The sequence below is a fragment of the Streptomyces sp. NPDC046261 genome, from assembly GCF_040646235.1.
Taxonomy (GTDB): Bacteria; Actinomycetota; Actinomycetes; order Streptomycetales; family Streptomycetaceae; genus Streptomyces.
The window spans coordinates 95,746-118,778 of record NZ_JBEYZU010000003.1; the positions used below are offsets into that span (position 1 = coordinate 95,746).

23 protein-coding genes and 1 pseudogene are annotated in these 23,033 nt (G+C 71.7%); 11 read left to right on the forward strand and 13 right to left on the reverse strand.

Features of this window, described 5'->3' with window-relative positions:
* Window positions 1–110 precede the first annotated feature (110 nt).
* Complete coding sequence (locus tag ABZ956_RS07265) at window positions 111–974, reverse strand: WD40 repeat domain-containing protein (RefSeq protein ID WP_361888256.1); 864 nt, start codon at window positions 972–974, stop codon at window positions 111–113.
* 100 nt (window positions 975–1,074) lie between these two features.
* Window positions 1,075–1,794: pseudogene (locus ABZ956_RS07270) on the reverse strand (CHAT domain-containing protein); the annotation flags it as partial.
* A 378-nt stretch (window positions 1,795–2,172) separates the two neighbouring features.
* Here ABZ956_RS07270 and ubiG point away from each other — a divergent pair.
* The gene (ubiG, locus tag ABZ956_RS07275) at window positions 2,173–2,871 is read left to right on the forward strand and encodes a bifunctional 2-polyprenyl-6-hydroxyphenol methylase/3-demethylubiquinol 3-O-methyltransferase UbiG (protein ID WP_361888258.1); all 699 of its coding nucleotides are present in this window, start codon (window positions 2,173–2,175) and stop codon (window positions 2,869–2,871) included.
* On the opposite strand, the gene ABZ956_RS07280 is transcribed toward ubiG, so the two are convergent.
* From ABZ956_RS07280 to ABZ956_RS07310, 7 genes are all read right to left on the reverse strand, one after another.
* Window positions 2,847–4,208, reverse strand: coding sequence for an FAD-dependent monooxygenase (locus ABZ956_RS07280; RefSeq protein WP_361888261.1), 1,362 nt, complete (start codon window positions 4,206–4,208; stop codon window positions 2,847–2,849). The genes ubiG and ABZ956_RS07280 overlap by 25 nt on opposite strands.
* Before the next feature lie 14 nt (window positions 4,209–4,222).
* Window positions 4,223–4,756: a hypothetical protein gene (locus tag ABZ956_RS07285; RefSeq protein WP_361888264.1), complete on the reverse strand. Its 534-nt coding sequence runs from the start codon at window positions 4,754–4,756 to the stop codon at window positions 4,223–4,225.
* A 308-nt stretch (window positions 4,757–5,064) separates the two neighbouring features.
* Window positions 5,065–6,354 carry a hypothetical protein gene (locus ABZ956_RS07290; protein WP_361888267.1) on the reverse strand — a complete coding sequence of 430 codons (1,290 nt, stop codon included), beginning with the start codon at window positions 6,352–6,354 and terminating at the stop codon, window positions 5,065–5,067.
* A gap of 487 nt (window positions 6,355–6,841) precedes the next feature.
* Complete coding sequence (locus ABZ956_RS07295) at window positions 6,842–7,813, reverse strand: pirin family protein (RefSeq protein WP_361888270.1); 972 nt, start codon at window positions 7,811–7,813, stop codon at window positions 6,842–6,844.
* Window positions 7,814–7,884: 71 nt separating this feature from the next.
* The gene (locus ABZ956_RS07300) at window positions 7,885–8,823 is read right to left on the reverse strand and encodes a M56 family metallopeptidase (RefSeq protein ID WP_361888273.1); all 939 of its coding nucleotides are present in this window, start codon (window positions 8,821–8,823) and stop codon (window positions 7,885–7,887) included.
* Between the two features lie 82 nt (window positions 8,824–8,905).
* Window positions 8,906–9,499, reverse strand: a complete 594-nt coding sequence (locus ABZ956_RS07305) for a DUF5134 domain-containing protein (RefSeq protein WP_361888276.1) — start codon at window positions 9,497–9,499, stop codon at window positions 8,906–8,908.
* A gap of 180 nt (window positions 9,500–9,679) precedes the next feature.
* Window positions 9,680–10,072 carry a VOC family protein gene (locus ABZ956_RS07310; protein WP_361888279.1) on the reverse strand — a complete coding sequence of 131 codons (393 nt, stop codon included), beginning with the start codon at window positions 10,070–10,072 and terminating at the stop codon, window positions 9,680–9,682.
* 89 nt (window positions 10,073–10,161) lie between these two features.
* Between ABZ956_RS07310 and ABZ956_RS07315 the strand changes: the two genes are divergently transcribed.
* The gene (locus ABZ956_RS07315; protein ID WP_361888282.1) at window positions 10,162–10,710 is read left to right on the forward strand and encodes a GNAT family N-acetyltransferase; all 549 of its coding nucleotides are present in this window, start codon (window positions 10,162–10,164) and stop codon (window positions 10,708–10,710) included.
* A 20-nt stretch (window positions 10,711–10,730) separates the two neighbouring features.
* On the opposite strand, the gene ABZ956_RS07320 is transcribed toward ABZ956_RS07315, so the two are convergent.
* From ABZ956_RS07320 to ABZ956_RS07330, 3 genes are read right to left on the reverse strand one after another with little or no spacing between them, the layout of a single operon-like run.
* Window positions 10,731–11,492, reverse strand: coding sequence for an amino acid ABC transporter ATP-binding protein (locus tag ABZ956_RS07320; protein ID WP_361888285.1), 762 nt, complete (start codon window positions 11,490–11,492; stop codon window positions 10,731–10,733).
* Window positions 11,489–12,424, reverse strand: coding sequence for an amino acid ABC transporter permease (locus ABZ956_RS07325; RefSeq protein ID WP_361888288.1), 936 nt, complete (start codon window positions 12,422–12,424; stop codon window positions 11,489–11,491). Before ABZ956_RS07325 ends, ABZ956_RS07320 begins: the two co-directional genes overlap by 4 nt.
* Entirely contained in the window at window positions 12,421–13,320 is a 900-nt protein-coding gene (locus ABZ956_RS07330; RefSeq protein WP_361888291.1) for an ABC transporter substrate-binding protein, read from the reverse strand. Before ABZ956_RS07330 ends, ABZ956_RS07325 begins: the two co-directional genes overlap by 4 nt.
* Before the next feature lie 360 nt (window positions 13,321–13,680).
* On the opposite strand from ABZ956_RS07330, the gene ABZ956_RS07335 reads away from it, so the two are divergent.
* Genes ABZ956_RS07335 through ABZ956_RS07345 form a run of 3 tightly spaced genes read left to right on the forward strand, consistent with a single transcriptional unit; the run spans window position 13,681 to window position 16,966 of the window.
* Window positions 13,681–15,078 (forward strand): DUF6421 family protein, encoded by a 1,398-nt coding sequence (locus ABZ956_RS07335; protein ID WP_361888294.1) that lies wholly within the window; start codon window positions 13,681–13,683, stop codon window positions 15,076–15,078.
* Window positions 15,079–15,116: 38 nt separating this feature from the next.
* Window positions 15,117–15,878, forward strand: coding sequence for an SDR family NAD(P)-dependent oxidoreductase (locus tag ABZ956_RS07340; RefSeq protein ID WP_361889379.1), 762 nt, complete (start codon window positions 15,117–15,119; stop codon window positions 15,876–15,878).
* 20 nt (window positions 15,879–15,898) lie between these two features.
* Complete coding sequence (locus tag ABZ956_RS07345) at window positions 15,899–16,966, forward strand: low specificity L-threonine aldolase (RefSeq protein ID WP_361889382.1); 1,068 nt, start codon at window positions 15,899–15,901, stop codon at window positions 16,964–16,966.
* Window positions 16,967–17,056: 90 nt separating this feature from the next.
* Here ABZ956_RS07345 and ABZ956_RS07350 read toward each other — a convergent pair whose 3' ends face one another.
* Window positions 17,057–17,785: a lysophospholipid acyltransferase family protein gene (locus ABZ956_RS07350; protein WP_361888297.1), complete on the reverse strand. Its 729-nt coding sequence runs from the start codon at window positions 17,783–17,785 to the stop codon at window positions 17,057–17,059.
* 235 nt (window positions 17,786–18,020) lie between these two features.
* Between ABZ956_RS07350 and ABZ956_RS07355 the strand changes: the two genes are divergently transcribed.
* The 6 genes from ABZ956_RS07355 (at window position 18,021) to ABZ956_RS07380 (ending at window position 22,916) form a co-directional block, all read left to right on the forward strand.
* Entirely contained in the window at window positions 18,021–18,371 is a 351-nt protein-coding gene (locus tag ABZ956_RS07355) for a thioredoxin family protein (RefSeq protein WP_361888300.1), read from the forward strand.
* A gap of 222 nt (window positions 18,372–18,593) precedes the next feature.
* Window positions 18,594–19,100 (forward strand): flavin reductase family protein, encoded by a 507-nt coding sequence (locus ABZ956_RS07360; protein WP_361888303.1) that lies wholly within the window; start codon window positions 18,594–18,596, stop codon window positions 19,098–19,100.
* A 189-nt stretch (window positions 19,101–19,289) separates the two neighbouring features.
* Window positions 19,290–20,078, forward strand: a complete 789-nt coding sequence (locus ABZ956_RS07365; protein WP_361888306.1) for an electron transfer flavoprotein subunit beta/FixA family protein — start codon at window positions 19,290–19,292, stop codon at window positions 20,076–20,078.
* Between the two features lie 56 nt (window positions 20,079–20,134).
* Complete coding sequence (locus tag ABZ956_RS07370; RefSeq protein WP_361888309.1) at window positions 20,135–21,097, forward strand: electron transfer flavoprotein subunit alpha/FixB family protein; 963 nt, start codon at window positions 20,135–20,137, stop codon at window positions 21,095–21,097.
* A gap of 213 nt (window positions 21,098–21,310) precedes the next feature.
* A complete protein-coding gene (locus ABZ956_RS07375; protein ID WP_361888311.1) occupies window positions 21,311–21,532 on the forward strand; it encodes a hypothetical protein in 222 nt (73 codons plus the stop codon).
* Between the two features lie 91 nt (window positions 21,533–21,623).
* The gene (locus ABZ956_RS07380) at window positions 21,624–22,916 is read left to right on the forward strand and encodes an aldolase (protein ID WP_361888314.1); all 1,293 of its coding nucleotides are present in this window, start codon (window positions 21,624–21,626) and stop codon (window positions 22,914–22,916) included.
* Window positions 22,917–23,033: the final 117 nt, after the last annotated feature.

Below are 23,033 nucleotides of genomic sequence, written 5' to 3' on the forward strand. Positions count from 1 at the left end.
GGGCGCCGGCGCCGGACAGTGTGTCGTTTTAGCGACATATGGTGATAGTGATGCGTGTGGGCCCTCCCTGCTATCCGGGACGCCCCACATGACCGCCATCCGGTCGAACGTCACCCCCGCGAGGCCGGGAGCCGTGTGCTGTGCACCAGCTTGTCCTCACCCGCACTCGCGAGGAACCGGCCGTCCGGATAGAAGGCCACCGCATTCGCCGAGCGTTTGTGTTTGATCTGTAGCAGTGACCGTCCTGTGTCGGCCCCCCACACGCATACGGCACCGTCCTCGCTCCCGGTGGCGAGCAGGCTGCTGTCCGGGCTGAACGCCACGGCCCTCAGGCCGCTGTGGTGCTCGACCTGGAAGAGCGGGGTCCACGTTTCCGTTTCCCGTATCTGGGCGGTCCGGTCTTCGTTGCAGGTCGCGATTTTTCGACCATCGGGGGAGAACGCGACGCGGAGGACGAATTCCCTGTGGGGAATCCGCGCCTTTTGTTCACCGGTGCTCGTGTCCCAGACGTAGGCGCTTCTGTCCTCGCATGCCGTGAGCAGGAGCCGACCGTCAGGACTGAACTTGACGTCTCTGACCGCGCGGGCGTGGCGCAGAGACAATACCTTGCATCTGGTGTCGAGATCCCAGACAGATGCCATCGCATCCGCACTCCCGGTGGCCAGATATCTCGTGCTGCGGTCGAAGTCCACCGCATTCACAAAATGCTCGTGCGTCAACTCGAAGGAGCTGTAGCCGGCGGCCATGTCCCAGACGCGGGCGACATTGTCCGTACTGCCGGTGGCCAGCTTTCGACCGTCGCCACTGAAGGCGATCGCGTTCACCATGGTGCTCCAACCGCCGAGCCGGCGGTCCCACGTCACCTGGCCGGTGGCAACGTCCCATACCTGCACGAGTCTGCGGGCTCCGGTGGCCAGCAGCCGTCCGTCCGGATGCACGGCCATGCTCACGACCCAGTGATCCGTGTCGATCACCGGTCGCGGTGTGACTTCGACGAGGGGAGGAGAAAAGATCCTTGGCGTGCGACGTTCCTGTCTCACAGCTGTTGAGCACGACGAGGCGCGGCGAGGGCTCGGCGATGCTGATGAGCGAGCCCAGAGCGTCCGCGTGCAGCACGTCTTCCCGCCCCTGCTCATCCGAGAAGATGAGCATTCCTTGGCGCCGGTTCTCGTCGAACTTCCCGTGCCCGACGAAGTGGAACACATGGCAGCCGCCCCGTAGGAGAGCATCGAAGAGATGCTGTTTCGTATGGCCCGGGACCCAGTCGAGCCGCACCAGTCCCTCATCGATGAGCGGCTTCAGCGCGGTACTCAGGTACTGGCGCTCGGTCTCTGCGTCCAGCGCGCCCAGCGCGCCGGGAAGAGCCTCCATGCCCAGGATGCGAAGAGGCGGCTCCACGCACAGTGGTGAAACAGGCTCCAGGACTTCGACATGGCGAACGATCGGATGATGCAGAAGCTCCCATGGCAGCGCGGCGAGCTCCGGCGAACGGACCCGCAGAACAAGGCGAAGCCGCTGGCCTCGCTCCTGCGCTTTCTGCCTGCTGGAAAGGTAAAGAGCCTTGATTGCGTTCTGGAACACCGCGTTGAACAAGGCCCCGCCGATCTGCCGGACCGGCACCTCGAGCTCGTCGCCCACCCCCGCGAACGCGCCGCGGACCCGAGAACCGCGGCTTGCAGCGTGGGCATCGAGTTCGGCGATGGCGTGGTCTTCACCCGACGGCGACGACACCTCGATGCTGTAGCCGCCAGGCGCCTCGCCCATCTCGACCACGAAGTCGAAGTCCTTCGACATGGCGCAACGCTCTAGGGGTTTTGCGTGGGCGTCGCGGGCTAATCCGACTCGCCGAGTCCGTGCTACGAGACGGCAGTACAGCGCTGGTCAGGGCCTCCCAGAGGCAGCCGGCTCGGCGCACTCGCCCCGTGCCCTGAGCGCCACCGGCGGCAGCGTGGGCGCGGGCAGGCGGGCGCCCGTGCCCCCCCCCGCACCTCGCCGAAGCGGGAGGGGGAGCCCGTCACCCAGTCCGCGCGGGCCTCGGCGATCTCCTCGCGGAGTTGGCACCTTTGCTCGCTACTTGGCCAGTTGTCGTGTGCTCCGGGACGCTCCGTTGCCTGTAGGGCGGGTGCTCGTTGTCTGTGAGTGCATGTCGGCCGCCGGGCAGGGGAGGGTGCGATGGCTGGTGACACAGAGATCTTCGGGGATCTGGCCCGTGACTGGTGGGCGCCGGCGTCTCCGGCGGCCTCCTTGCGGGCGTTGAACCGGCCCAGGTTCGCGTTCTTCGACCGGTACCTACCGGCAGGTTGGGGTGGCCAGCGGGTGCTGGACGTGGGGTGTGGCGGTGGGTTCACCGCCGAGTACCTGGCGGTCCGTGGCGCGGTCGTCTCGGGCGTGGAGCTCTCCGAGTCCTTGGTGGCCACGGCCCGCCGGCACGCGGTGGAGTCCGGCCTGGGCATTGACTACGTCGTGGGGGCGGGCGAGCGGATGCCGTTCGCCGATGGTGTGTTCATGGTGGTGACCTGTCTGGACGTGCTTGAGCACGTGGCCAGCCCCGGTGAGGTGGTGTCGGAAATCGGCCGTGTGCTGGCGCCGGGCGGGCTCTTCCTGTTCGACACGATCAACCGGACGTGGCTCTCGCGAGCGGTGATGATCTGGGGGCTGGAGCGGGTGCTGCGGATCATCCCGCGTGGGGCGCACGACTGGCACGACTTCGTCACCCCCGCCGAGATGGCCGGCTACCTCGGTGCTGCGGGGCTCACACCCGTGGGCCGGATGGCCGGGCTGATGCTGGGAGGCCGGCGCCGCGATGGCAGCTTCCGTACCCGCCTGACCCGCGATCTGTCCTGTACCTACCTCGGTGTCGCCCGGCGCTGAGCCACCGGGCTGAACCGTAGGCGGACGAGGCGGGCGAGGACGCGTGGGGTGAGGAGTGTGGTGGGCGGGCAGAGCATGTGGACGACGTCGAGGAACGCTTCCTGCGCCACCGGGTCGCGGGTGCCGGCCGCCATCACGTTCTGCGAGTGGCGGGCCAGCAGTCGCTGGCGGCGGGTGAGGCCGGGGGCGGCTGTGCCGGCCAGGAGGGCGTCGGCGGTGGCTGCCTGGGCCCAGCAGGCGTCGTGCAGCGGGGCGAGAGCGCGGTGGAAGGCGGGTGCGAAGCCCTCCGCGGACCGGTGACGGGCCAGGTGGCCGCGCAGGGTGCGGGCGGTGAGGACAGCGGCCGTCATGCCCTGGGCGTACAGGGGGTTGAAGCAGCAGGCGGCATCGCCGACGAGGATCAGGTTGTGGGGCTGCGGGGTGAGGCGGTCGAGGTGGCGGCGGCGGTTGGCGCCGGCGTGGGTGACGGTGACGCCGCTGAGCTCGGTGGCCTCCTCGAGGGCATCGGCCAGTTCGGGCTGGTGGAGAGTGCGGGCGTAGGGCAGGAAGTCGTGCCGGCCTCTGGTCGGCCGGTCGGCGCCGACGCCGCACAGGGTCACCAGCCAGCGGTCGTCCTCGATGGGCATGATGATGCCCCCGCGGGTCAGAGGCGGGGTGATCATTACATGGCACACCTGCCAGGGCGGGCGGCGGGCCGGTGGGCGGTAGAGGCGGCTGGCGAAGGCGAAGCCGGCGTCCACCACGCTGACCCGCACAGCGGGGTAGCCCAATGCGGTGAGCCACCGGTCGGCCCGCGAAGCCCTGCCGGTGGCATCCACCATCAGCTCGGCCTCCAGCAGCCGGCACGCCCCACCGGTGGCCTCGCGCACCACCACCCCGGTGACACGCCCGTCGTAGCCGGTGAGGTGGTCAGCCCGGTGCCCGGCCAGCACGGTGACACCCGGCCGGGCCAGGGCCCGGCGACGCACGGCTGCCTCCAGCAGCGGCTGGCCGGCGGCCAGCATGTGCTTGCCGGCCACGAACGAGGCGCCGCACCCGAACCGGCTCGCCAGCACGTACTGCGCCCCCACGTCCACCGCGATCGCGCCCCGGGCGGTCAGCTCACCCACGATGCCGGGCAACAACTCCTCCAGCACCCGCACACCCCGGACGAACAGGCCGTGCGCGTGATGCCCCTGAGGCGCCCCCGGTCGCGGCCCTGCTGACGCGCCCTCAGGGTCGGGCTCGACGACAGTCACAGCGAACCCGCCCTCAGCCAGCACACAGGCGGCCAGCAGTCCGGCCAGGCCGCCACCGCACACCACAGCACGCCCACGGGAACACCACGCGTCCGGCACCGGCTTTCCCCCGGTCAGACGGGCTCGATGCGCAGGGAGACCACACCACTGGCGTCGGTGAGCCCTCCGGGCGTGAGGCAGGCGGTGGGCAGCCCCTTGTCCAGCAGGAACAGCGTCCGCACAGCCCGTTGGCCCTGTCCACGGCCTTCCAGGACCCGGCCGCGGAAGAGGACGACGTTGGCGTTGGCGACCTGGGCCACGGTGTCGTCGGTGTAGAGGATCACCGACCGCCTGCCATCGGCGTAGGTGACGACCTCCCGGGTCAGACCGCCGCTGACGTGCACACACGACGTCCGGGTCTGCCCCGTGATCCGGCCCGTCGCTCGCCCGGCTTCACCCGACTCATCCGTACACGTGTAGTCGATGTGCGCCCTTGCGTGCACCAGACGAGGCAGAAGCGTCTTCCCGGGCGAGAAATGCGTGCTCTCCCGGCCGTGGCAGGAAATCGCCTCGTCGTCGTGCGCCGCTGCCGGCGGCGCGCACGTCAACGATGTGGCGGCCACCAGCAGCCCACCGGCCACCATCCCCACGAATCTCCTGGCCAGCATCCTCGTGCCTCCCCGGTCCGGAACGCTCCGGAAGCCATCCGTACCCTCTACGGCAGCTGATACCGCGCACACCGATGCCCAGCCGCAGCAGGCCCACACCGCTCACCACGCCACCGCACCACCCGGCGCGCGCAGACGCCGCGCGCGCCGTACGGTTCGCGCCGAACTGCTGATCCGCTCCGGTACGACGGGCCGGTCACGGAGCCGACATCGGCTGCTCCACTGCTCGGAGCAGGGACGCGGAGGGCCCCGCACGAAACCCGGAGGTCGGGGGTTCACGTGCGGGGCCGCTCACGGGGTGTGGGCCGTCAGACTCCGATCAGGGTGTACGTGCCCGTACCGTCCTGCCTGCCGCTGGAGTACTGGCGGATGAACTCCCCGTCCGCGTACCGGTCGTGGCCCATCATGGAGCCGGTGTACTTGTTCTGCACACCGACCTTCGAGCTGCCGGGTACGTCGCGGTAGATGTAGAACCGCTGGAGGTCGTCCTCCGCGCAGGGGGCCGTCATCAGGACCGCCCGTTCGGTGGCCGCGTTCTGCGCGGCGATGGTCGCGCACCCGCCGTTGCCCCAGTTCCACAGGGACGCCTCGAGGACCCCGTCGCGCTCCGTCACGTTGCACAGGCGCCAGTTGTCCAGGTGGGCACTGAAGATCGACGAGGGCCGCAGGCGGACACCGTCGGTCGCCAGGAGCGGCGCGCCCCAGGACAGGGGCTTGTCGGGTACGGCGATCTTGTAGGCGCCGGTCTCGCAGTTGAGAGCGGCCCGCGCGCTGAGCCCGGCGGCCTTGGCCTTGGCCTTGGGCTGTTCGGCGGACGTGCCGCTGGTGAGAGCCGGGCGCTGCACGAGGCGGTCCTGCTCCTGCTTCGCCGTCGGCGCGACCGCACCCGCCGGGTGCTCGGCCTTCGCGGCGGCCGAGCCGCAGTCGAGGAGGTCTTGTGCCTTGGCCATGATGCTGCTTGCGGGCACCTTGTCCTGGCAGCGCACCGCGCCTTCCTCGAGGGTGGTGTAGGTGGTGAAGCTGCCGCTGCCGGGCCCCTCGATCCACTTCAACGCCCAACTGCCGCCGTTCTGTTGGGCGCGGTTGCAGTTGAGGCTTCCGTACGTACCGGTGACCTTCTTGGTGCCCTTGTAGAGGCCGTAGTAGCCGGGCTGGCTGAAGTTCCACGTGAGCGCATTCGACACGCTGCTGGTGGAGGAGTAGTCGACCTTGACGTTCAGGCCCAGGCTCGCGCCGACCTTGCCGAGGGTCTCGACGGCGAAACCGCCCTCGACATTGCCGTTGAGGCCGACGGAGACCGCGATGGTCGTCTGGGTGCTGGTGGTGACGGTCTGGTTGCCGGTTGTGCCCTCGGTGACGTACCAGCCCTTGAAGTGGGTGATCGTCGGGGACACTTCGGTGGTCTTGATGTACGGGTGGCGTGTGCCGAGGTCGGCTGCCGTACAGGTGTCGCCGGGCTGGGGCGCCGTCGTGTTGGTGGGTGCTGCGGCAGCCGGTGAGACGGCAAGGCCCATGACGGTGACTGCCCCGGCGGCCGCCGTAGCGGTCACCGCCATGAGTGATCTGCCGATGCGGCTGACGGGTCCTATGCGGCGCATCTTTGCCTATTTCCCCTGATCGTGTGTGTGTCGGTCGGAGGTGAATGTAACGGCCACGGAGGTGGTGGCGTGAGGCCGGAACGGGCCACAAATGATCAAGGAGGGGCTTATTCCGCCCCTGGCCAGGCGCTCCCCACGGGAGGCCCGACGCACGCTACGAGACCGCCGGCTCCGTTGCGGACAAGAGCTTGGTCGACGCCCACGTCTCGCCGCTGCTCATGCCTGCCCCCAGGAAGTGTGCGCGAGAACCAGGTGGCGGGTGGTCGCGCTCGGCGCGGGCCCGTCAGTCGATGACCTGAACAGTCGATCGGGCACGGTCCAGGGGGTGTGGCCGGGGCCTGCGGGGCTCCCGGCCCACTGTGCGTTTTCGATGGCTGGGTCAGTCGGCGCCGCGGTCGAGTCGCGGGCCACCTGACCGGATCGGCGAGGACCCGGGCCGAAACGCCAGGGTTGGTTGAAGGGCCTGTCCCAGGAGCGTTCGCCCAGCTCAGCGCACCCGCCCCCGTGCCCTGAGTGCCACCGGCGGCAGCGTGGGCGCGGGCAGGCGGTCGCCCGCGTACCCCCGCACCTCGCCGAAGCGGGAGCCGGAGCCCGTCATCCAGTCCGTGCGGGCCTCGGCGATCTCCTCGTGGGAGCGGCCCACGAAGTTCCACCACATGACGATCCGCTCCTCGAACGGTTCCCCGCCCAGCAGCATGAACGCGCTGTCCACGTCCGCCCGCAGCGGCAGTTCGGACCGTCCGCAGCCGAGGTAGAGCAGGGCGCCCGGTGCGAGGCGGGTGCCGTCCACCTCCGGCTCGCCGGACATGGTCAGGGCCGCGTATTCGAAGTCCGGCCGCACCGGCAGGCGGGCGGAGGCGCCGGCGGTCAGGGAGACGTCCGCGCCGACGATCGGTGTGAAGGTTGTCGCGGGGGAGAGCGAGCCGTCCAGGTCGCCCATGAGTACGGTGGCGCGCAGGCCGCCGCCCGTCACCGTCGGCAGCTCGCGGTGGTGCTCCCATGCCGGCGCCGTGTGCCGGTGCTCGTCCGGCAGGGCCACCCACAGCTGCGCACCGTGCAGCGAGGGCGCGTGCTCGCGGGGCGATTCCTCGGAGTGGCTGATGGCCCGCCCTGATGTCATCAGTCCCAGCTCGCCGGGGCGCAGCAGTTGTTCGCTGCCGAGGCTGTCGCGGTGCAGCACCTCGCCCGCGTGCAGCCAGCTGACGGTCTGCAACCCCATGTGCGGGTGCGGCGGCACCTGCATGCCCGGCTCGTCGGCGATGTCGTCGGGGCCGTAGTGGTCGACGAAGGCCCAGGCGCCGATCATGCGCCGGCCCATGCTGGGCAGCAGTCGGCGCACCATGGTGCTCTCGCCGAGCCGTACGTCCTTGGCGGGCAACAGTTCCTGCACAGGCTGGGCGGTGACGTCCTGTCGGCCGCCGCACCGGGTCGGTGCCGGGTGGAGATCGAGATTGCTCATGGGGGCACTCTGCCGCGTTCCGGGCGCGGTGACCATGAGGGAAGGGGGGAACTCCCGGTGTGGCGGCGCGGTCAGCCGCCCAGGGCGCTCAGTCCCGGAACGAACGTCACCAGCAGCGGGACGAACGGCACCAGCGACGCCACCGCCGTCAGCCGCAGGCGCCGGCCCGCCGTCAGGCGGGGAGCGGGGGCCAGCAGGCGTTCGACGCGGTCCGGTACCTGGGAGAGTGAGGGGCAGGGGCCGAACACGCCCCGCTCCTCGTTGAGTTCCACCAGGGCGAGGGCGGTGGTCAGCCGGCCGAAGCGGCGGGAGGCCGCGTCGTCGGCGGCCAACTCCACCAGATGGTGCACCTGATCGCGGAAGGCCGCGAACACCGGCACCTGCGGGAAGCCGTTCGCCAGCGCCGACGAGCAGTGCAGCAGCCAGTCGTGGCGGGCCCGCGCGTGGCCCTGCTCGTGCGCCAGCACCGCGTCCAGCTGAGAGCCTTTCAGCCGGCGCAGCGCCGACGTGGTGATCACCAGTTGCGGTGCGGCGCCGGCCCGCAGCAGCCAGGCCTCGGGACGGTCGCCCTCCAGGACCACCAGCCGCTCCCCGCCCCGCTCCTCGCCGGGCAGGAGGGGGGAGCGCAGGAGCAGGTCGGCGCGGCGACGGCGGCGGCAGGCCCGGGCGTCGCGGACCTCGCGGGTGAGCATCGCCGCCGTCCACAGGGCCCCGGCGGCGAGGGAGACGGCCAGGGGGGCCGCCCAGGATCCGTAGGCGGCGAAGGCGTACGCCTCCACGACGCCGTGCGGCGCGGGGGCGAAGATGTTGCCCCGCACGGCCTCCCAGGCGGCGGAGGCGCTCAGCGACATCGCGAGCCCACAGCACAGGAGCACGGCGACCACGACGCACTGCCACACCCACAGCGCGAGCACGGGTTCGCGGCGGGGCCAGTCGGCACGGGTCAGCACGCGCGGCGCCATGGCCGCGGCCAGTCCACCGAGGGCCAGCAGCGCGAGCGGGACCATCATGGCCAGCAGCCTATGAGCGCGGCGCCACGGCCGGTACGTTCCCGGCGGCGAAGTGACGCAGGACACGCGAGCCGCGCGACGCTCACATGGTGAGCAGCATCGCCAGCATCCCTATGCCCATGGACAGCCGGCACGCGTGGGTCAGCTCCCGCCCGCCCGGCGGCCGTCCCCGCACACAGGACCGGCCCGGCGCGCCCGCCGGAACCGGGACCATCATGGCCGCCCCGCGCACGACGTACACCGCGAAGTACACCAGCAGCAGGCCGGTGAGCAGGGGGGTGCCCGCGGGCTCGTGCGCGGCCGCCGCGTGCCCGGCGTGGGCGGCCTGGGCGGCCGGGGTCGCCGGGGATTCGGCCATCGCCAGGGCCATGTAGACCATGGCGAAGGCCCCCACCGCGTGGTGCAGGTGATGGGCCTCGGGCTCTTTACGGGCCCGCACCAGCGTGTGCAGCCCCGCCACCCCGAACACCACGGCGAACAGGGCGTACCCCCAGGGCCGGGTGTGCAGCACGGTGGCCGGCACGGCCATGACGGCCATGCCGAGCCCCATGAGTGCGTCGCCTCCTGCGGCCCGGCGCTCCCCCGCCGCGCCGGCCCGCGTACTGAAGAGGCAGTACGCGCCCGTGGTGGTGCAGAGCACGACCAGCAACCACCCGACCAGCGGCGGTCCGTGCACGGCACACCTCCCCGGGACGCGCGTCCACCCCCGGAGAATGCCCGCCGCGGCCGTCTCACACGGGAGCGCACAGGCGCACAAGGGGGCGTAGGTCCATCCGGATCGTGCCCCGGCGCAGCGCGGGCACAGGCGTCGCCGGCGCCGGGGCGCGCCGGAGCACGCCCCGGTGCGGGGGCCCCGTCAGATGCCCGGCCGGTACCGCATTGGGTGCCCCTCGGGCACCTCCACCACCGCGATGCGCACCCCGTCCGGGTCCGCGATCCACATCTCGATCAGGCCCCACGGCTTGGTCTCCGGCGGCTCCAGCACCTCCACCCCGCGCCGCAGGAACTCCGCGTGCGCCGCGGCGGCGTCCGCGACCTGGAGCCACAGCTCCAGGCCCGGCCCCGGTGGCGTGGGCGAGCGGCCCGACACCTCCAGGAAGCCGCCGCCCAGGAAGTAGACGACCCCGCGCTCGGGGCCCGTGCCGAACTCGCGGTAGACCGCGAGCCCCAGGGCCCCGCCGTAGAAGGCCCGCGACCGCTCCGGATCGGTCGGTCTCAGTAACACCCTGCTGCTCAGTACGTGCACCATGCCCGCGACTGTACGCATTGCCCCCCTGCCACGTCCGTTAGGGTCGTACGCGCGCCCGAAACCGCCCACGGAGAGGAACCTGGCAGCACATGGAGACCACCACGACCCGCACCACGGAGCCGGTCTTCCGGACCGCGGCCGTCGCCGACGTGCCCGTTCTGGTCGAGCTGGTCGAGTCGGCCTACCGGGGCGACGCCAGCCGCGCGGGGTGGACGACCGAGGCCGACATCCTGGACGGTCAGCGCACGGACCCCGAGGGCGTCCTGGCCGTGGTCACCGACGCGAACAGCCGGCTGCTGGTGGCCGAGCGGGACGGCGAGACCGTGGCCTGCTGCCACCTCGAACACCGCGGTGACCACGTCTACTTCGGCATGTTCGCGGTCCGTCCGACGGTCCAGGGCGGCGGCCTCGGCAAGCTCGTCATGGCCGAGGCCGAGCGCCTGGCGCGCGCCGAGTGGGGCGCCGAGGCGATGCACATGACGGTGATCAGGCAGCGCACCGAGCTGATCGCCTGGTACGAGCGCCGCGGCTACCGGCGCACGGGGCGGACCAGCCCGTTCCCGTACGGCGACGAGCGGTTCGGCATCCCGCGGCGCGACGACCTCGAGTTCGAACTGCTGGTGAAGGAACTGGCGTAAGGCGAGGCGGCGGACGGCCGCTACAGCCGTCCCGCCTCCACGAGCCGTCGCAGGAAGCGCCGCGTCCGCTCCTGCCGCGGCTCGCCGAAGACCTCGCCCGGGGTGCCCCGTTCCAGCACCACCCCGCCGTCCAGGAAGCACACCTGGTCGGCGACGTCCCGGGCGAAGCCCATCTCGTGCGTGGCCAGGACCATGGTCATGCCCTCGTCCTTCAGGTCGCGCACGACGCCCAGCACCTCGCCGACCAGCTCCGGGTCGAGGGCCGCGGTGATCTCGTCGAGCAGCAGCAGCCGGGGGCGGGCCGCCAGCGCGCGGACGATCGCCACCCGTTGCTGCTGGCCGCCGCTGAGCCGGTCCGGGTACTCGCCGGCCTTGCCGCCCAGGCCCAGCCGCGCCAGCAGCTCGCCCGCCCGCTCCTCCGCCTCCGCGCGCGGCACGCCGTGGACCCGGCGCGGTGCGAGGGTGATGTTCTCCAGCACCGTCATGTGCGGGAAGAGGTTGTACGCCTGGAAGACGACGCCGATGCGCCGGCGCACGGTGTCGGGGTCCACGCGCGGATCGGTGATCTCCTCGCCGTCGAGGAAGATCGCACCGTCGTCGATCTCCTCCAGCAGGTTCGCGCACCGCAGCAGCGTCGACTTCCCCGAACCCGACGCGCCGATCAGCGCGGTGACGGTGTGCGGGGCGACCTCCAGGTCCACGTCCCGCAGCACCACCGTCCGGCCGAAGGTCTTGCGCACGGCCTCCAGCCGCAGCACCGGCTCGTCCGGACGCTCGCTCATACGATCCCTCCCTGGGCCCGGCGGCGGTCCATCCGGGCGGTGACGGAGTCGGTGAACCGGGTCATGGGGATGGTGAGCGCCACGAAGATCAGCCCGGCGACGACGTAGGGGGTGTAGTTGAAGCTCTTGCTCGCCGTGATCTGCGCCGCGTACACGGCGTCGACCGCGCCCGCGATGGACACCAGGCCCGTGTCCTTCTGGAGCGAGACCAGGTCGTTGAGCAGCGGCGGCACGACGCGCCGCACGGCCTGCGGCAGGACCACGAAGCGCAGCGTCTGCCCGCTGCCGAGCCCCAGCGACCGGGCGGCGGCGCGCTGGCTGGGGTGGACGGACTCGATGCCGGCGCGGAACACCTCGGCCACATAGGCGGAGTACGTCAGCACCAGAGCCGTGCCGCCCAGCAGCACCGGATCGGTGGTCACGCCCTGCAGCCGCAGCGCCGGGATGCCGAAGACGACCATGAGCAGGCAGATGATGAGCGGCAGCCCGCGGAAGAAGTCGGTGTAGGCGGTGGCCAGGGCGCGCAGCGGGAAGAACACCGGGCCGCGCAGGGTGCGGGCGACGGCGATCAGCATGCCGAGGACGAGCACGGCCGCCCCGCAGACGAGGAGCAGCCGGAAGTTGAGCCAGAGCCCGTCGAGGATCTCCGGCAGGGCCTCGCGCGCGTAATGAACGCTGAAGAACGTCTCGCGGGTGCGCGGCCAGCCGGGGGAGTTGACGATGACGAGGAAGAGCACGACGCCGGTGACCAGGGTGCTGACGGCCGCGACGGCCGTGGCCCGGCGGGCCCGTGCCCGCTTGAACCGCTCCCGCTCCAGGCGGCGCGCGGACGGCACGTACCCGTCCTCGGCCGCCGGTGCGGGCGGTGCGTCCTGTGCCTTCCGCGGCCCCTTTGTCCCGTGTGGCTGGGGCACCGTCTCTCCGGCCGTCATGAGAGCACCGGCGCGCCGACGCTCTCGGCCAGCCACCGCTTCTCCAGCCGGGCGAGCGTGCCCTCCTCGCGCAGCGCGTCGACGGCGTTGCTGACGCAGCCGGTGAGGGGGCTGCCCTTGTCGAGGACGAGCCCGAACCGCTCCTGCCGTCCGCCTGCGGCGCGCTGGGCGTCCTTCGGGTCGAACTGGCCGACGATCTTGGCCTCGGGGACCTCCGCGGAGGTGATGAAGAAGGCGGTGGGCAGGTCGACGACGATCGCGTCGACCTGGCCGTTCTTGAGCGCGGTCTTGGCGTAGTCGTTCTTCTGGAAGACGGCGGGCCTGCGGTCGGGCTTGATGACGTCGTCGACGATGTCCAGGCTGGTGGTGCCCACCTGGGCGCCGAGCCTGGCGTGCCGCAGGCCGGCGACGGTGGTGGCCTTGGCCGCGTCCGAGGTCTTCAGCGCGATGACGGCCTGGCGTACGTCGTAGTAGCCGGAGGAGAAGTCCACGGCCCGGCGGCGCTCGTCGCTGATGGAGACCTGGTTGATGTCGAAGTCGAACTTCTTCGCCCCGGGCGCGACGGAGGTGTTGAAGGGCACGGTCTGCCAGACCACCTCGGACCGGCCGTAGCCGAGCTTGTCGGCGACGGCGTAGGCGACGGCCGACTCGAAGCCCTTGCCGTTCGCGGGGTCGCCCGAGAACCAGGGGGCGTAGGCGGGCTTGTCCGTGCCCACGGTGAGCTTCCCGGCGGTACGGGTCGCCAGCCGTCCCTTGGCGCAGGCGGCCGCCTGCGCGGCGGGGGAGCCGGGGGGCTTCGCGGTGTCGGTGTCCTCCTGCGGGGCGCAGCCCGCGGCCGCGGCGAGGAGGAGGGCGAGGGCTGCGGCCGGACGTCTGGGCCTGGTGGCGACGGGCATGGCGTGAGACTGGCAGCGCGCGCTGTGATCTGTCCAGGTCAAGGCCATGAACCGTCCGAATGGCGGATGGTTGTTGCGGGTGCGTGAACGCGCCGCGGGCGGGACGATGCGAGGGACCGCCTGCGTACGGCCCGGCGGAAGGGCCGCGGGGATGGCCGGAAACAGCCGGTGCGACGGGAGGGCCTGTGGCGCCACGAGTGAGGGTTGAGCGGTGGCAGTCCCCTGAACGGCCCAGGCCAACAGGAAAAAAAGCCGTTCGGCGGGGGCTCGACAGGATAATTTATGGCTCAAACCCTTGAGGTGAAGAACTCCGCATGGATACGGTGTCTTAACGCCAGGTTCTCCCGAGGAGGGGCAGTCGTGACGGAAATTCTTACGTCGGCAGCGGCAAAATCCGACATTTTGTCTGTTGATCGCGTCGTGGAGCACCCGGCCTGGGCCGAGCTCAAGGCAGCGGTGGAGACGATCCGGCCGTGGCAGTCCGCCGACGGCTCCATCGACCTCGAGACCGAGGGCGCACCACCGGGCGCGACGGTCCGCGCCCAGGTCGAGACGGTCATAGCCGCGGTCGAGCAGCTGTCGCCGCTCGTACCGCACGACGCGGAGTACCACGCGGCGCTGGTGAGGGACCTGCGCCGCTGGGCCGACGCCGGCTTCGGCGTGCCGGACTTCCTCGACTCGCTGCTGGCCTTCCAGCCCGCCGCCCACCGCGAGGACGGCCGCCAGCACCTGGTCGTCTTCCCCATGTACACCCAGAACGGCAACCCCGACCGCAACTTCGAGGCCGTCGTCCTGCGCATGGTCTGGCCCGAGTGGCTCTCCGAGCTGGAGCGCACCCGCTACGACAACCCGCTCTTCCTCGGCATCACCTTCGAGGACTTCACCGCGGGCTACGACACCAACTCCGCGGTCCTCTTCCCCGAGACCATCGCCGTCCGCGAGGCCCCCGAGCGCTTCACCTGGGGCGGCATCTTCTGCGACCGCGAGGCGGCCCGCTTCCGCCGCATCACCGAGTCCGCCGTCGAGACGCTCCGTCTTGAGCTGCCGGCCGACATCGCCGAGATGATCGGCGACCAGGACCGCTGCCAGCAGGCGTTCGTCCTGTGGGACATGGTCCACGACCGCACCCACAGCCACGGCGACCTGCCGTTCGACCCCTTCATGATCAAGCAGCGGCAGCCGTTCTGGATGTACGGCCTGGAGGAGCTGCGCTGTGACCTCACGGCCTTCAAGGAGGCCGTGAAGCTGGAGGCCGACGGCTACGCCCAGGCCCGTGACGTGCAGTTCGCCGTGCTCTTCGACCGGATGTTCCGCTTCCCGATCACCGGCGAGCGCGTCCGCAACTACGACGGCCTGGGCGGCCAGCTGCTCTTCGCCTACCTCCACAAGCACGACGTCGTACGCTGGACGGACAACACTCTGCACATCGACTGGGAGCGTGCTCCGCAGGTCACCAACCAGCTGTGCGGCGAGATCGAGAAGCTCTACCGCGACGGTATCGACCGCCCCAAGCTGGTCCACTGGTTCGCCGCCTACGAACTCGTCTCGACCTACCTCGCCCCGCACCCCGGATCCGTGTGGGCCAAGGGCCCCGAGGCCCTCGACCTCTCCCTTCCGCCGCGCAAGCTGGTGGACGACGTGCTTCCGGACGAGTTCCCGCTCAGCATGTTCTACGAGGCCCTTGCCAAGAAGCTGCGTGGCGTGATCGCCTCGACCAAGGGGATCACGGCTGCGGACATGGCGCAGGTGGCAGCGTGAGCGAGAACGAGACCGGGCAACAGGAGGAGGCGACGAGCATGAGCACTCCGACCAACGGCAACGGCCCGCTGGAGGGTGCCGTCGTGGCGGTGGCGGGAGCGGCCGGCCCGGCGGGCCGGGCGACCCTGCTGCGCCTGGCGGAGGCCGGGGCGACCGTCGTCGCCGCCGACGCGGACGCGGCCCGCCTCGCCGAGGCCGTCGACGCCGCCCGCTACGCCCACGGCGGCGCCACCGTCACCGGCGACACCGTGGACCTGCTCGACCTCGACGCCGCCCGCGCCTGGGCCGACCGCACCGAGAAGGAATTCGGCCGCATCGACGGCCTGATCCACCTGGTGGGCGGCTGGCGCGGCTCGGCGACCTTCGCCGAGACCGACCTCGCGGACTGGGACCTGCTGGAGAAGCTCCTCATCCGCACCGTCCAGCACACCTCGCTGGCTTTCGAGGCCCCCCTGGCCCGCAGCGGCAACGGCCGCTACGTGCTCGTCAGCGCCGCCGGCGCGAGCAAGCCCACCGCGGGCAACGCCGCCTACTCCGCCTCCAAGGCCGCCGCCGAGGCGTGGACGCTCGCCCTCGCGGACTCCTTCCGCAAGGCCGGCGGCGACCAGGAGCCGCCCGCCGCGGCCGCCATCGTGGTGGTCAAGGCGCTGGTGCACGACGCCATGCGGGCCGAACGACCCACCGCCAAGTTCGCGGGCTTCACCGACGTCAAGGACCTCGCCCAGGCCATCACCGGCCTCTGGGACAAGCCCGCCCAGGAAGTGAACGGAACCCGTCAGTGGCTCACCCCGCACGTCTGACCGAGAACCCCGGCACCACCGTGCCGACCACCGACGCGATACGCCGCCACGACCCCGCGGTGCGCGGCTTCGCCAGCGACAACTACGCCGGCGCGCACCCCGAGATCCTCGCGGCGCTCGCCCTCGCCAACGGCGGCCACCAGGTCGCCTACGGCGAGGACGACTACACCGCCCACCTCCAGGACGTGATGCGGGCCCACTTCGGGCCCACGGCCGAGGCCTTCCCGGTCTTCAACGGCACGGGCGCCAACGTCGTCGCCCTCCAGGCCGCCACCGAGCGCTGGGGCGCGGTGATCTGCGCCGCCAGCGCGCACATCAACGTCGACGAGTGCGGCGCTCCCGAGCGCGTGGGCGGCCTGAAGCTGCTGACCGTGCCCACCGAGCACGGCAAGCTCACCCCGCAGCTCATCGACCGCGAGGCCTTCGGCTGGGACGACGAGCACCGGGCCCAGCCGCAGATCGTCTCGATCACCCAGACCACCGAGCTGGGCACGTGCTACACGCCCGAGGAGATCCGGGAGATCTGCGACCACGCCCACGAGCGCGGCATGAAGGTCCACCTCGACGGCTCCCGCATCGCCAACGCGGCGGCCACCCTCGGCGTGCCGCTGCGGGCCTTCACCACGGACGCCGGCGTGGACCTGCTCTCCTTCGGCGGCACCAAGAACGGCCTGCTCTTCGGCGAGTGCGTCGTCGTCCTCAACCCGGACGCGGTGCGGGCGATGAAGCACCTGCGCAAGATGTCGATGCAGCTCGCCTCGAAGATGCGCTTCGTCTCCGTCCAGTTCGAGGCCCTGCTCTCGGGCGACCTGTGGCTGCGCAGCGCCTCGCACGCCAACGCCATGGCGGCGCGGCTGGCCGAGGGCGTACGGGGCGTGGAAGGCGTCGAGGTGCTGCACCCGGTGCAGTCCAACGCCGTCTTCGCCCGGCTGCCGCACGACGTGAGCGAGCGCCTGCAGAAGCGCTACCGCTTCTACTTCTGGGACGAGGCGGCCGGCGACGTGCGCTGGATGTGCGCCTTCGACACCACCGAGGCCGATGTGGACGCCTTCACCGCGGCCATCGCCGAGGAGATGGCCAAGCAGTAGCAGCCCTCCCCCCGGCGACGTACGACCGTGGAGACGCCAGAGCCCCCGGCCGCTCATCGAGCGGCCGGGGGCTCATCCGCGTTCTGCGTACTAGCGCCGGTCCGTGGCCGCGGCCTGGGCCGGGGTCGGGGCCGTGCCGCCGAGGTGGGCGGGGATCCACCAGCTGTCGCCCGGGCCCTCGGCACGTACCGGATAGGCCCGCTGGGCGGACTCCAGCAGGCCCTGGACGCGGGAGCGCACGCGCTCGGTGACGGTGTCGGCGGACTCGCCCGTCTCGGCGGACACCGGCTCGCCGACCCGTATGGCCACCGGGATGTGCTCGCGCCTCAGATTGCGCTTGTGGCCCTTGGTCCACAGCCGCTGGGTGCCCCACAGCGCCATCGGCACCAGCGGCACCCCGGCCTCCTGCGCCAGCCGCGCCGCGCCGGACTTGAAGTTCTTGAGCGTGAAGGACGTGGAGATCGTCGCCTCCGGGAAGACGCCGATGATCTCACCCGAGCGCAGGGCGGTCAGCGCGTGCCGGTAGGCCTCCATGCCCGCCGCGCGGTCGACGGGAATGTGCTTCATCGCCCGCATGAGCGGCCCGGACACCTTGTGCCGGAACACCGACTCCTTCGCCATGAAGCGCACCAGCCGCTTGGCGGGCCGGGCCGCCAGACCGCAGAAGACGAAGTCGAGGTACCCGATGTGGTTGCTCACCAGCACCGCCCCGCCGCGCTGCGGAATGTGCTCGGTGCCCTGGATGTCGAAGCGCAGATCGAGCGCCTTGAACATGGTGCGGGCGGCTCCGATCACCGGGGGGTAGACGAGCTCTGCCATATCGGGGGGTTCCTTCCGGGCCTGGGGAGGGTGCTCCCACGGAAATGGTGAAGGGTTCGGTTCTCAAGCTACGCGGCCGTAGGGTGTCGGCTTCCGGCAGATCGTGCCTGAATGCCCGGCCCGCGGGCCAGCGCAAGGGCCCCACGGGCCGGGAGATCCTCGTCACGTCGCGAAATTTTCCCGGTTCGGGCGGTGCTCGAGGAAGAGAGCCACACACGGAAGAAGGAGGACGCGCGTGCCCGTGCGGTACGACGAGGGGGAGGGCGCCGGCCGGGCCGCCCCGCGGCTGGGCGCCGCCGAGATCGGTGCGGAGCTCGGGCGGCGGGCCACCCTCGTCCAGTTCTCCAGCGCCTTCTGCCGGCCCTGCGCGGCGACCCGGCGGGTCCTCGCGGACGTCGCCGCGATGGTCGAGGGCGTCGCCCACGTCGAGATCGACGCGGAGGCGCACCTCGGGCTCGTCCGCGCCCTGGGCATCGGCGCCACCCCCACCACGCTCGTCCTCGACGCCACGGGCCGCGTCGTGCGCCGCGCCGCCGGCCAGCCGCGCAAGGCGGACGTCATCGCGGCGCTGGGCGCGGCGGTCTGACGGGCCGTGATCCACCTCCCAGATCGCAGGCGTCCCTTGACGTCGCGCCCCCTGAATCGTCAGTGTGACGCTATGTGGCCCGGGCTCCTTCTCCATGGACGCGCGTACGTGGATCTCCCGCGGACCGCGAGCGCGCGCTGTCCGCGTGCGTGAGCACCCGCACCGTACCGCTCCCGGCCTGATCCCCCGGCAGCCCCGACCTCCCGGCAGAAGGACCCCTTGATGACGGCCTCGCCCGACCTCGGCACGCACCGCTCCGCCACCCCCGAGCTGCTGCGCTCGGTCTTCCGCAGGCACGCGGCCGGCGTCGCCGTGATCACGGCGCAGGGCGACCGCCCGGCCGGGTTCACCGCCACGTCCCTGACCTCGGTGGCGGCCGAGCCGCCGCTCGTCTCCTTCGGCGTCGGCACCGGCTCCTCCAGCTGGCCCGTCCTGGCCTCGGCCGGCCATGTCGGCGTGCACATACTCGGCGAGCACCAGCGGGAGCTGGCCGCCACCTTCGCGCGCAGCGGCGCCGACCGCTTCGCCGCCCCCACCCGCTGGTACACCGGCCCCCACGGGGTGCCGGTGCTCGAGGGCGTCCTGGCCTGGATGGTCTGCCGCGTGGTGGCCCGGGTGCCCGCCGGCGACCACCGCCTGGTGCTGGCCGAGGCGGTGGCCGGCGACCCGTCCGGCGACGGCCGCCCGCTCCTCTATCACCAGGGCCGCTTCAACGGATTGCGGGACTGATACATCCCCCTCCGCCGCGTTGGGCAGATCACAGTCGAGCGGCCTTGCGTTCGGCGCACACCCTCGATGTACTGACGAGTAACATTCCGGTCGGAGCGGGGCCCGCACCCCGACCGGGGTCCGCCCCCAAGGCGCCTATGCTGCCTGACAAGGCAGCTTTGATAGAGACGATGCAGTAGGAGAGCCGGCGTGAGCTTGAGGATCGTTGTCACTGTGAAGTACGTGCCCGACGCCACCGGCGACCGGCACTTCGCCGAGGACCTGACCGTCGACCGTGACGACGTGGACGGTCTGCTCTCGGAGCTCGACGAGTACGCGGTCGAGCAGGCGCTGCAGATCAAGGAGGCGAACGACGACGAGGCGGAGATCACCGTCCTGACCGTCGGCCCCGAGGACGCCAAGGACGCCCTGCGCAAGGCGCTGTCCATGGGTGCCGACAAGGCCGTCCACGTCGAGGACGACGACCTGCACGGCACCGACGCGCTGGGCACCTCGCTGGTGCTGGCCAAGGCCCTCGAGCACGTCGGCTACGACCTCGTCATCTCCGGCATGGCCTCCACCGACGGCGGCATGGGCGTCGTCCCGGCGATGCTCGCCGAGCGCCTGGGCGTCCCGCAGGTGACCCTGCTCTCCGAGGTCAAGGTCGAGGACGGCACCGTGACCGGCCGCCGCGACGGCGACGCCGCCAGCGAGCAGCTGCAGGCCGCCCTCCCGGCCGTCGTGTCCGTCACCGACCAGTCCGGCGAGGCCCGCTACCCGTCCTTCAAGGGCATCATGGCCGCCAAGAAGAAGCCGGTGGAGTCCCTGGACCTCTCCGACCTCGGCATCGAGGCCGACGAGGTCGGCCTCGAGGGCGCCTGGACCACGGTCGACGAGGCCACGGAGCGCCCGGCCCGCACGGCCGGCACGATCGTCAAGGACGAGGGCGAGGGCGGCAAGCAGCTCGCCGAGTTCCTCGCGGGCCAGAAGTTCATCTGAGCTCCTGACACCCGATCCCTCAACCGCCCTCGCAATTCCCGCAGGAGTGCAGATCCATGGCTGAAGTCCTCGTCTATGTCGACCACGTGGACGGTGCCGTCCGCAAGCCCACCCTCGAGCTGCTGACCCTCGCCCGCCGCATCGGCGAGCCCGTCGCCGTGCACCTGGGCGCCGGCGCGGACACCGCCGCCGCGACGCTCGCCGAGTACGGTGCGGTCAAGGTCCTCACCGCCGACGCCGCCGAGTTCGCCGACTACCTCGTCGTACCGAAGGTGGACGCGCTCGAGGCCGCGTACAACGCCGTCTCCCCGGCCGCCGTGCTGGTCCCCTCCTCCACGGAGGGCAAGGAGATCGCGGCCCGCCTCGCGGTCCGCATCGGCTCCGGCATCATCACCGACGCCGTCGACCTCGAGGCCGGCGACGAGGGCCCGGTGGCCACGCAGTCCGTCTTCGCGGCCTCGTACTCCACCAAGTCCCGCGTCACCAAGGGCACCCCGGTCATCACCGTCAAGCCCAACTCCGCCGCCCCGGAGGCCGCCCCGGCCGCCGGCACGGTCGAGCAGCTGGCCGTCTCCTTCGGCGAGAAGTCCACCGGCACCAAGGTCGTCTCCCGCACCCCGCGCGAGTCCACCGGCCGCCCCGAGCTGACCGAGGCCGCGATCGTGGTCTCCGGCGGCCGCGGCGTCAACGGCGCCGAGAACTTCCCCGTCATCGAGGCCCTGGCCGACTCCCTCGGCGCGGCCGTCGGCGCCTCCCGCGCCGCCGTCGACGCCGGCTGGTACCCGCACACCAACCAGGTCGGTCAGACCGGCAAGTCCGTCTCGCCGCAGCTCTACATCGCGGCCGGCATCTCCGGCGCCATCCAGCACCGCGCCGGCATGCAGACCTCGAAGACCATCGTCGCCATCAACAAGGACGCCGAGGCCCCGATCTTCGACCTCGTCGACTACGGCGTCGTCGGCGACCTCTTCCAGGTCGTCCCGCAGCTGACCGAGGAGATCACCGCCCGCAAGGGCTGATCCCCACCGGTACGCCCGTCGTCCCTACCGCCCCCGGCCACCGGCCGGGGGCGGTCTGGTGTCATGGGGCTCCCGCCGCGCCGCACGTCTGCCGCGTCCGTCCGGGTGACCTTGGCCGGTGCGGGGGTGTCCGGCCGAGCCGGTCGCTGGAAGAGATACCGGTGGACCACCGGAATCTGCGCACGGCGCCGCACGGACGACGAGGAAGCCCCCATGCCCAGTGACCAGCCCGACACCGTGGCGCGGTTTCTCCACGCCCTGAGCCCCGCCAGCCGGGAGGACGTCCGGCAGCTGTCCCGCGACCAGCAGGAGAAGCTGGCCGCGGAGTGGGAGAAGCACCTGCGCGACGACACCGATCTGCTGGCGCTGAGCGAGCTCGACCCGGCCACCGCCGAGCACCGCGCGGCCGAGGGCGTCGCCAAGGACTTCTTCTGACGCGGCCGGGGTGTTGACCCCTCCGTCGTCCCCTCGCTAACTTCGCGCTGCGGATGGTCTATTCCGTTCAGCGGAAACGCGGAGGAGTGGCATGGGGCAGCAGCGCGTCGCGACGACCTTCACACCCGCCGTGCGCGAGGGCGTCGGCGCCCTGCTCACGGACGTCGACGCCGAGCTCGCCCGCCGCTACCCCGGCGACCCCGGCACCCGCCAGCCCGTGCACACCGTCTACGTCCCCGCCGACGCCTTCGACGCCGGCACCCTCCGCTCCTGGGGCGACCAGGCCCTGGCCGCCCTCGCCGAACACGCCCCCGACGCGGCCGCGTTCGCCGCCGTCCTCGGCCTTCCCGGCGAGCTCGCGGAACCGGTGTACGAGCGGGTGCGGGCCAAGCTGGAGCGCGAACCGGTGGAGGACCTGCGCATCGACTTCGAGGACGGCTACGGACCGCGCCCGGACGCCGAGGAGGACGCGGCGGCGGCCCGCGCCGCCGCCCTGGTGGCCCGCGCCTGCGAGCAGGGCACGGCGGCCCCGTACATGGGCATCCGCATGAAGTGCATGGAAGCGGCCGTCCGCGACCGGGGGATACGCACCCTCGACATCTTCCTCACCGGCCTCATGGAGGCGGGCGGGCTGCCCGCCGCCCTCGTGCTGACGCTGCCCAAGGTCACCTACCCCGAGCAGGTGACCGCCATGGTGCGGCTGGCCGAGGAGTTCGAGAAGGCACGGGGCCTGGCGGCCGGCCGCATCGGGTTCGAGGTGCAGATCGAGACCACCCAGGCGATCCTCGGCCCCGACGGACGGGCCACGGTCGCCCGGCTGATCGACGCCGGACAGGGCCGCGTCACCTCCCTGCACTACGGCACCTTCGACTACAGCGCCGCGTGCTCGGTCGCCGCCGCCCACCAGGCGCCCGACCACCCGGCGGCCGACCACGCCAAGGCCGTCATGCAGACCGCCGCCGCCGGCACCGGCGTACGGCTCTCCGACGGCTCGACCAACGTGCTCCCCGTCGGCACGACGGAGCAGGTCCACGCGGCATGGCGCCTGCACCACCGGCTCGTACGCCGCTCCCTGGCCCGCGCCTACTACCAGGGCTGGGACATGCACCCGGCCCACCTGCCCACCCGCTACGCCGCCGTCTACGCCTTCTACCGCGAGGGCCTGGAAGCGGCCGCCGCCCGCCTCACGGCGTACGTCGGCAAGCACGGCGGCGCGGTGCTGGACGAGCCCGCCACGGCCCGTGCGCTCAGCGGCCACCTGCTGCGCGGGCTGGACTGCGGCGCCGTGGACGCGGAGGAGGTGGACCGGCTCACGGGGCTGGACCGGGCCGCTCTGGAGGGCCTCGCGGGGCGGAGCCGACCAGTCACCACCCGTTTGGAGTAGCCCGAAATGAACCCGTTTCGACGGGGGGTGACGGTGGATTGTGGGGGTGCGTCGGGTGGGTGGGGCGCGTTCCGTGTTGCGGACTTCGCGGTCGTGAGCCGACCCGCACTGTTCCTT

What these genes read in the sequence shown, in the direction of transcription:
- ubiG (WP_361888258.1), top strand. Translation starts at nt 2,173, where the DNA reads ATGGCTGGTGACACAGAGATCTTCGGGGATCTGGCCCGTGACTGGTGG.
- ABZ956_RS07285 (WP_361888264.1), bottom strand. Translation starts at nt 4,756, where the DNA reads ATGCTGGCCAGGAGATTCGTGGGGATGGTGGCCGGTGGGCTGCTGGTG.
- ABZ956_RS07290 (WP_361888267.1), bottom strand. Translation starts at nt 6,354, where the DNA reads ATGCGCCGCATAGGACCCGTCAGCCGCATCGGCAGATCACTCATGGCG.
- ABZ956_RS07295 (WP_361888270.1), bottom strand. Translation starts at nt 7,813, where the DNA reads ATGAGCAATCTCGATCTCCACCCGGCACCGACCCGGTGCGGCGGCCGA.
- ABZ956_RS07300 (WP_361888273.1), bottom strand. Translation starts at nt 8,823, where the DNA reads ATGATGGTCCCGCTCGCGCTGCTGGCCCTCGGTGGACTGGCCGCGGCC.
- ABZ956_RS07310 (WP_361888279.1), bottom strand. Translation starts at nt 10,072, where the DNA reads ATGGTGCACGTACTGAGCAGCAGGGTGTTACTGAGACCGACCGATCCG.
- ABZ956_RS07315 (WP_361888282.1), top strand. Translation starts at nt 10,162, where the DNA reads ATGGAGACCACCACGACCCGCACCACGGAGCCGGTCTTCCGGACCGCG.
- ABZ956_RS07320 (WP_361888285.1), bottom strand. Translation starts at nt 11,492, where the DNA reads ATGAGCGAGCGTCCGGACGAGCCGGTGCTGCGGCTGGAGGCCGTGCGC.
- ABZ956_RS07325 (WP_361888288.1), bottom strand. Translation starts at nt 12,424, where the DNA reads ATGACGGCCGGAGAGACGGTGCCCCAGCCACACGGGACAAAGGGGCCG.
- ABZ956_RS07330 (WP_361888291.1), bottom strand. Translation starts at nt 13,320, where the DNA reads ATGCCCGTCGCCACCAGGCCCAGACGTCCGGCCGCAGCCCTCGCCCTC.
- ABZ956_RS07340 (WP_361889379.1), top strand. Translation starts at nt 15,117, where the DNA reads ATGAGCACTCCGACCAACGGCAACGGCCCGCTGGAGGGTGCCGTCGTG.
- ABZ956_RS07350 (WP_361888297.1), bottom strand. Translation starts at nt 17,785, where the DNA reads ATGGCAGAGCTCGTCTACCCCCCGGTGATCGGAGCCGCCCGCACCATG.
- ABZ956_RS07360 (WP_361888303.1), top strand. Translation starts at nt 18,594, where the DNA reads ATGACGGCCTCGCCCGACCTCGGCACGCACCGCTCCGCCACCCCCGAG.
- ABZ956_RS07370 (WP_361888309.1), top strand. Translation starts at nt 20,135, where the DNA reads ATGGCTGAAGTCCTCGTCTATGTCGACCACGTGGACGGTGCCGTCCGC.
- ABZ956_RS07375 (WP_361888311.1), top strand. Translation starts at nt 21,311, where the DNA reads ATGCCCAGTGACCAGCCCGACACCGTGGCGCGGTTTCTCCACGCCCTG.
- ABZ956_RS07380 (WP_361888314.1), top strand. Translation starts at nt 21,624, where the DNA reads ATGGGGCAGCAGCGCGTCGCGACGACCTTCACACCCGCCGTGCGCGAG.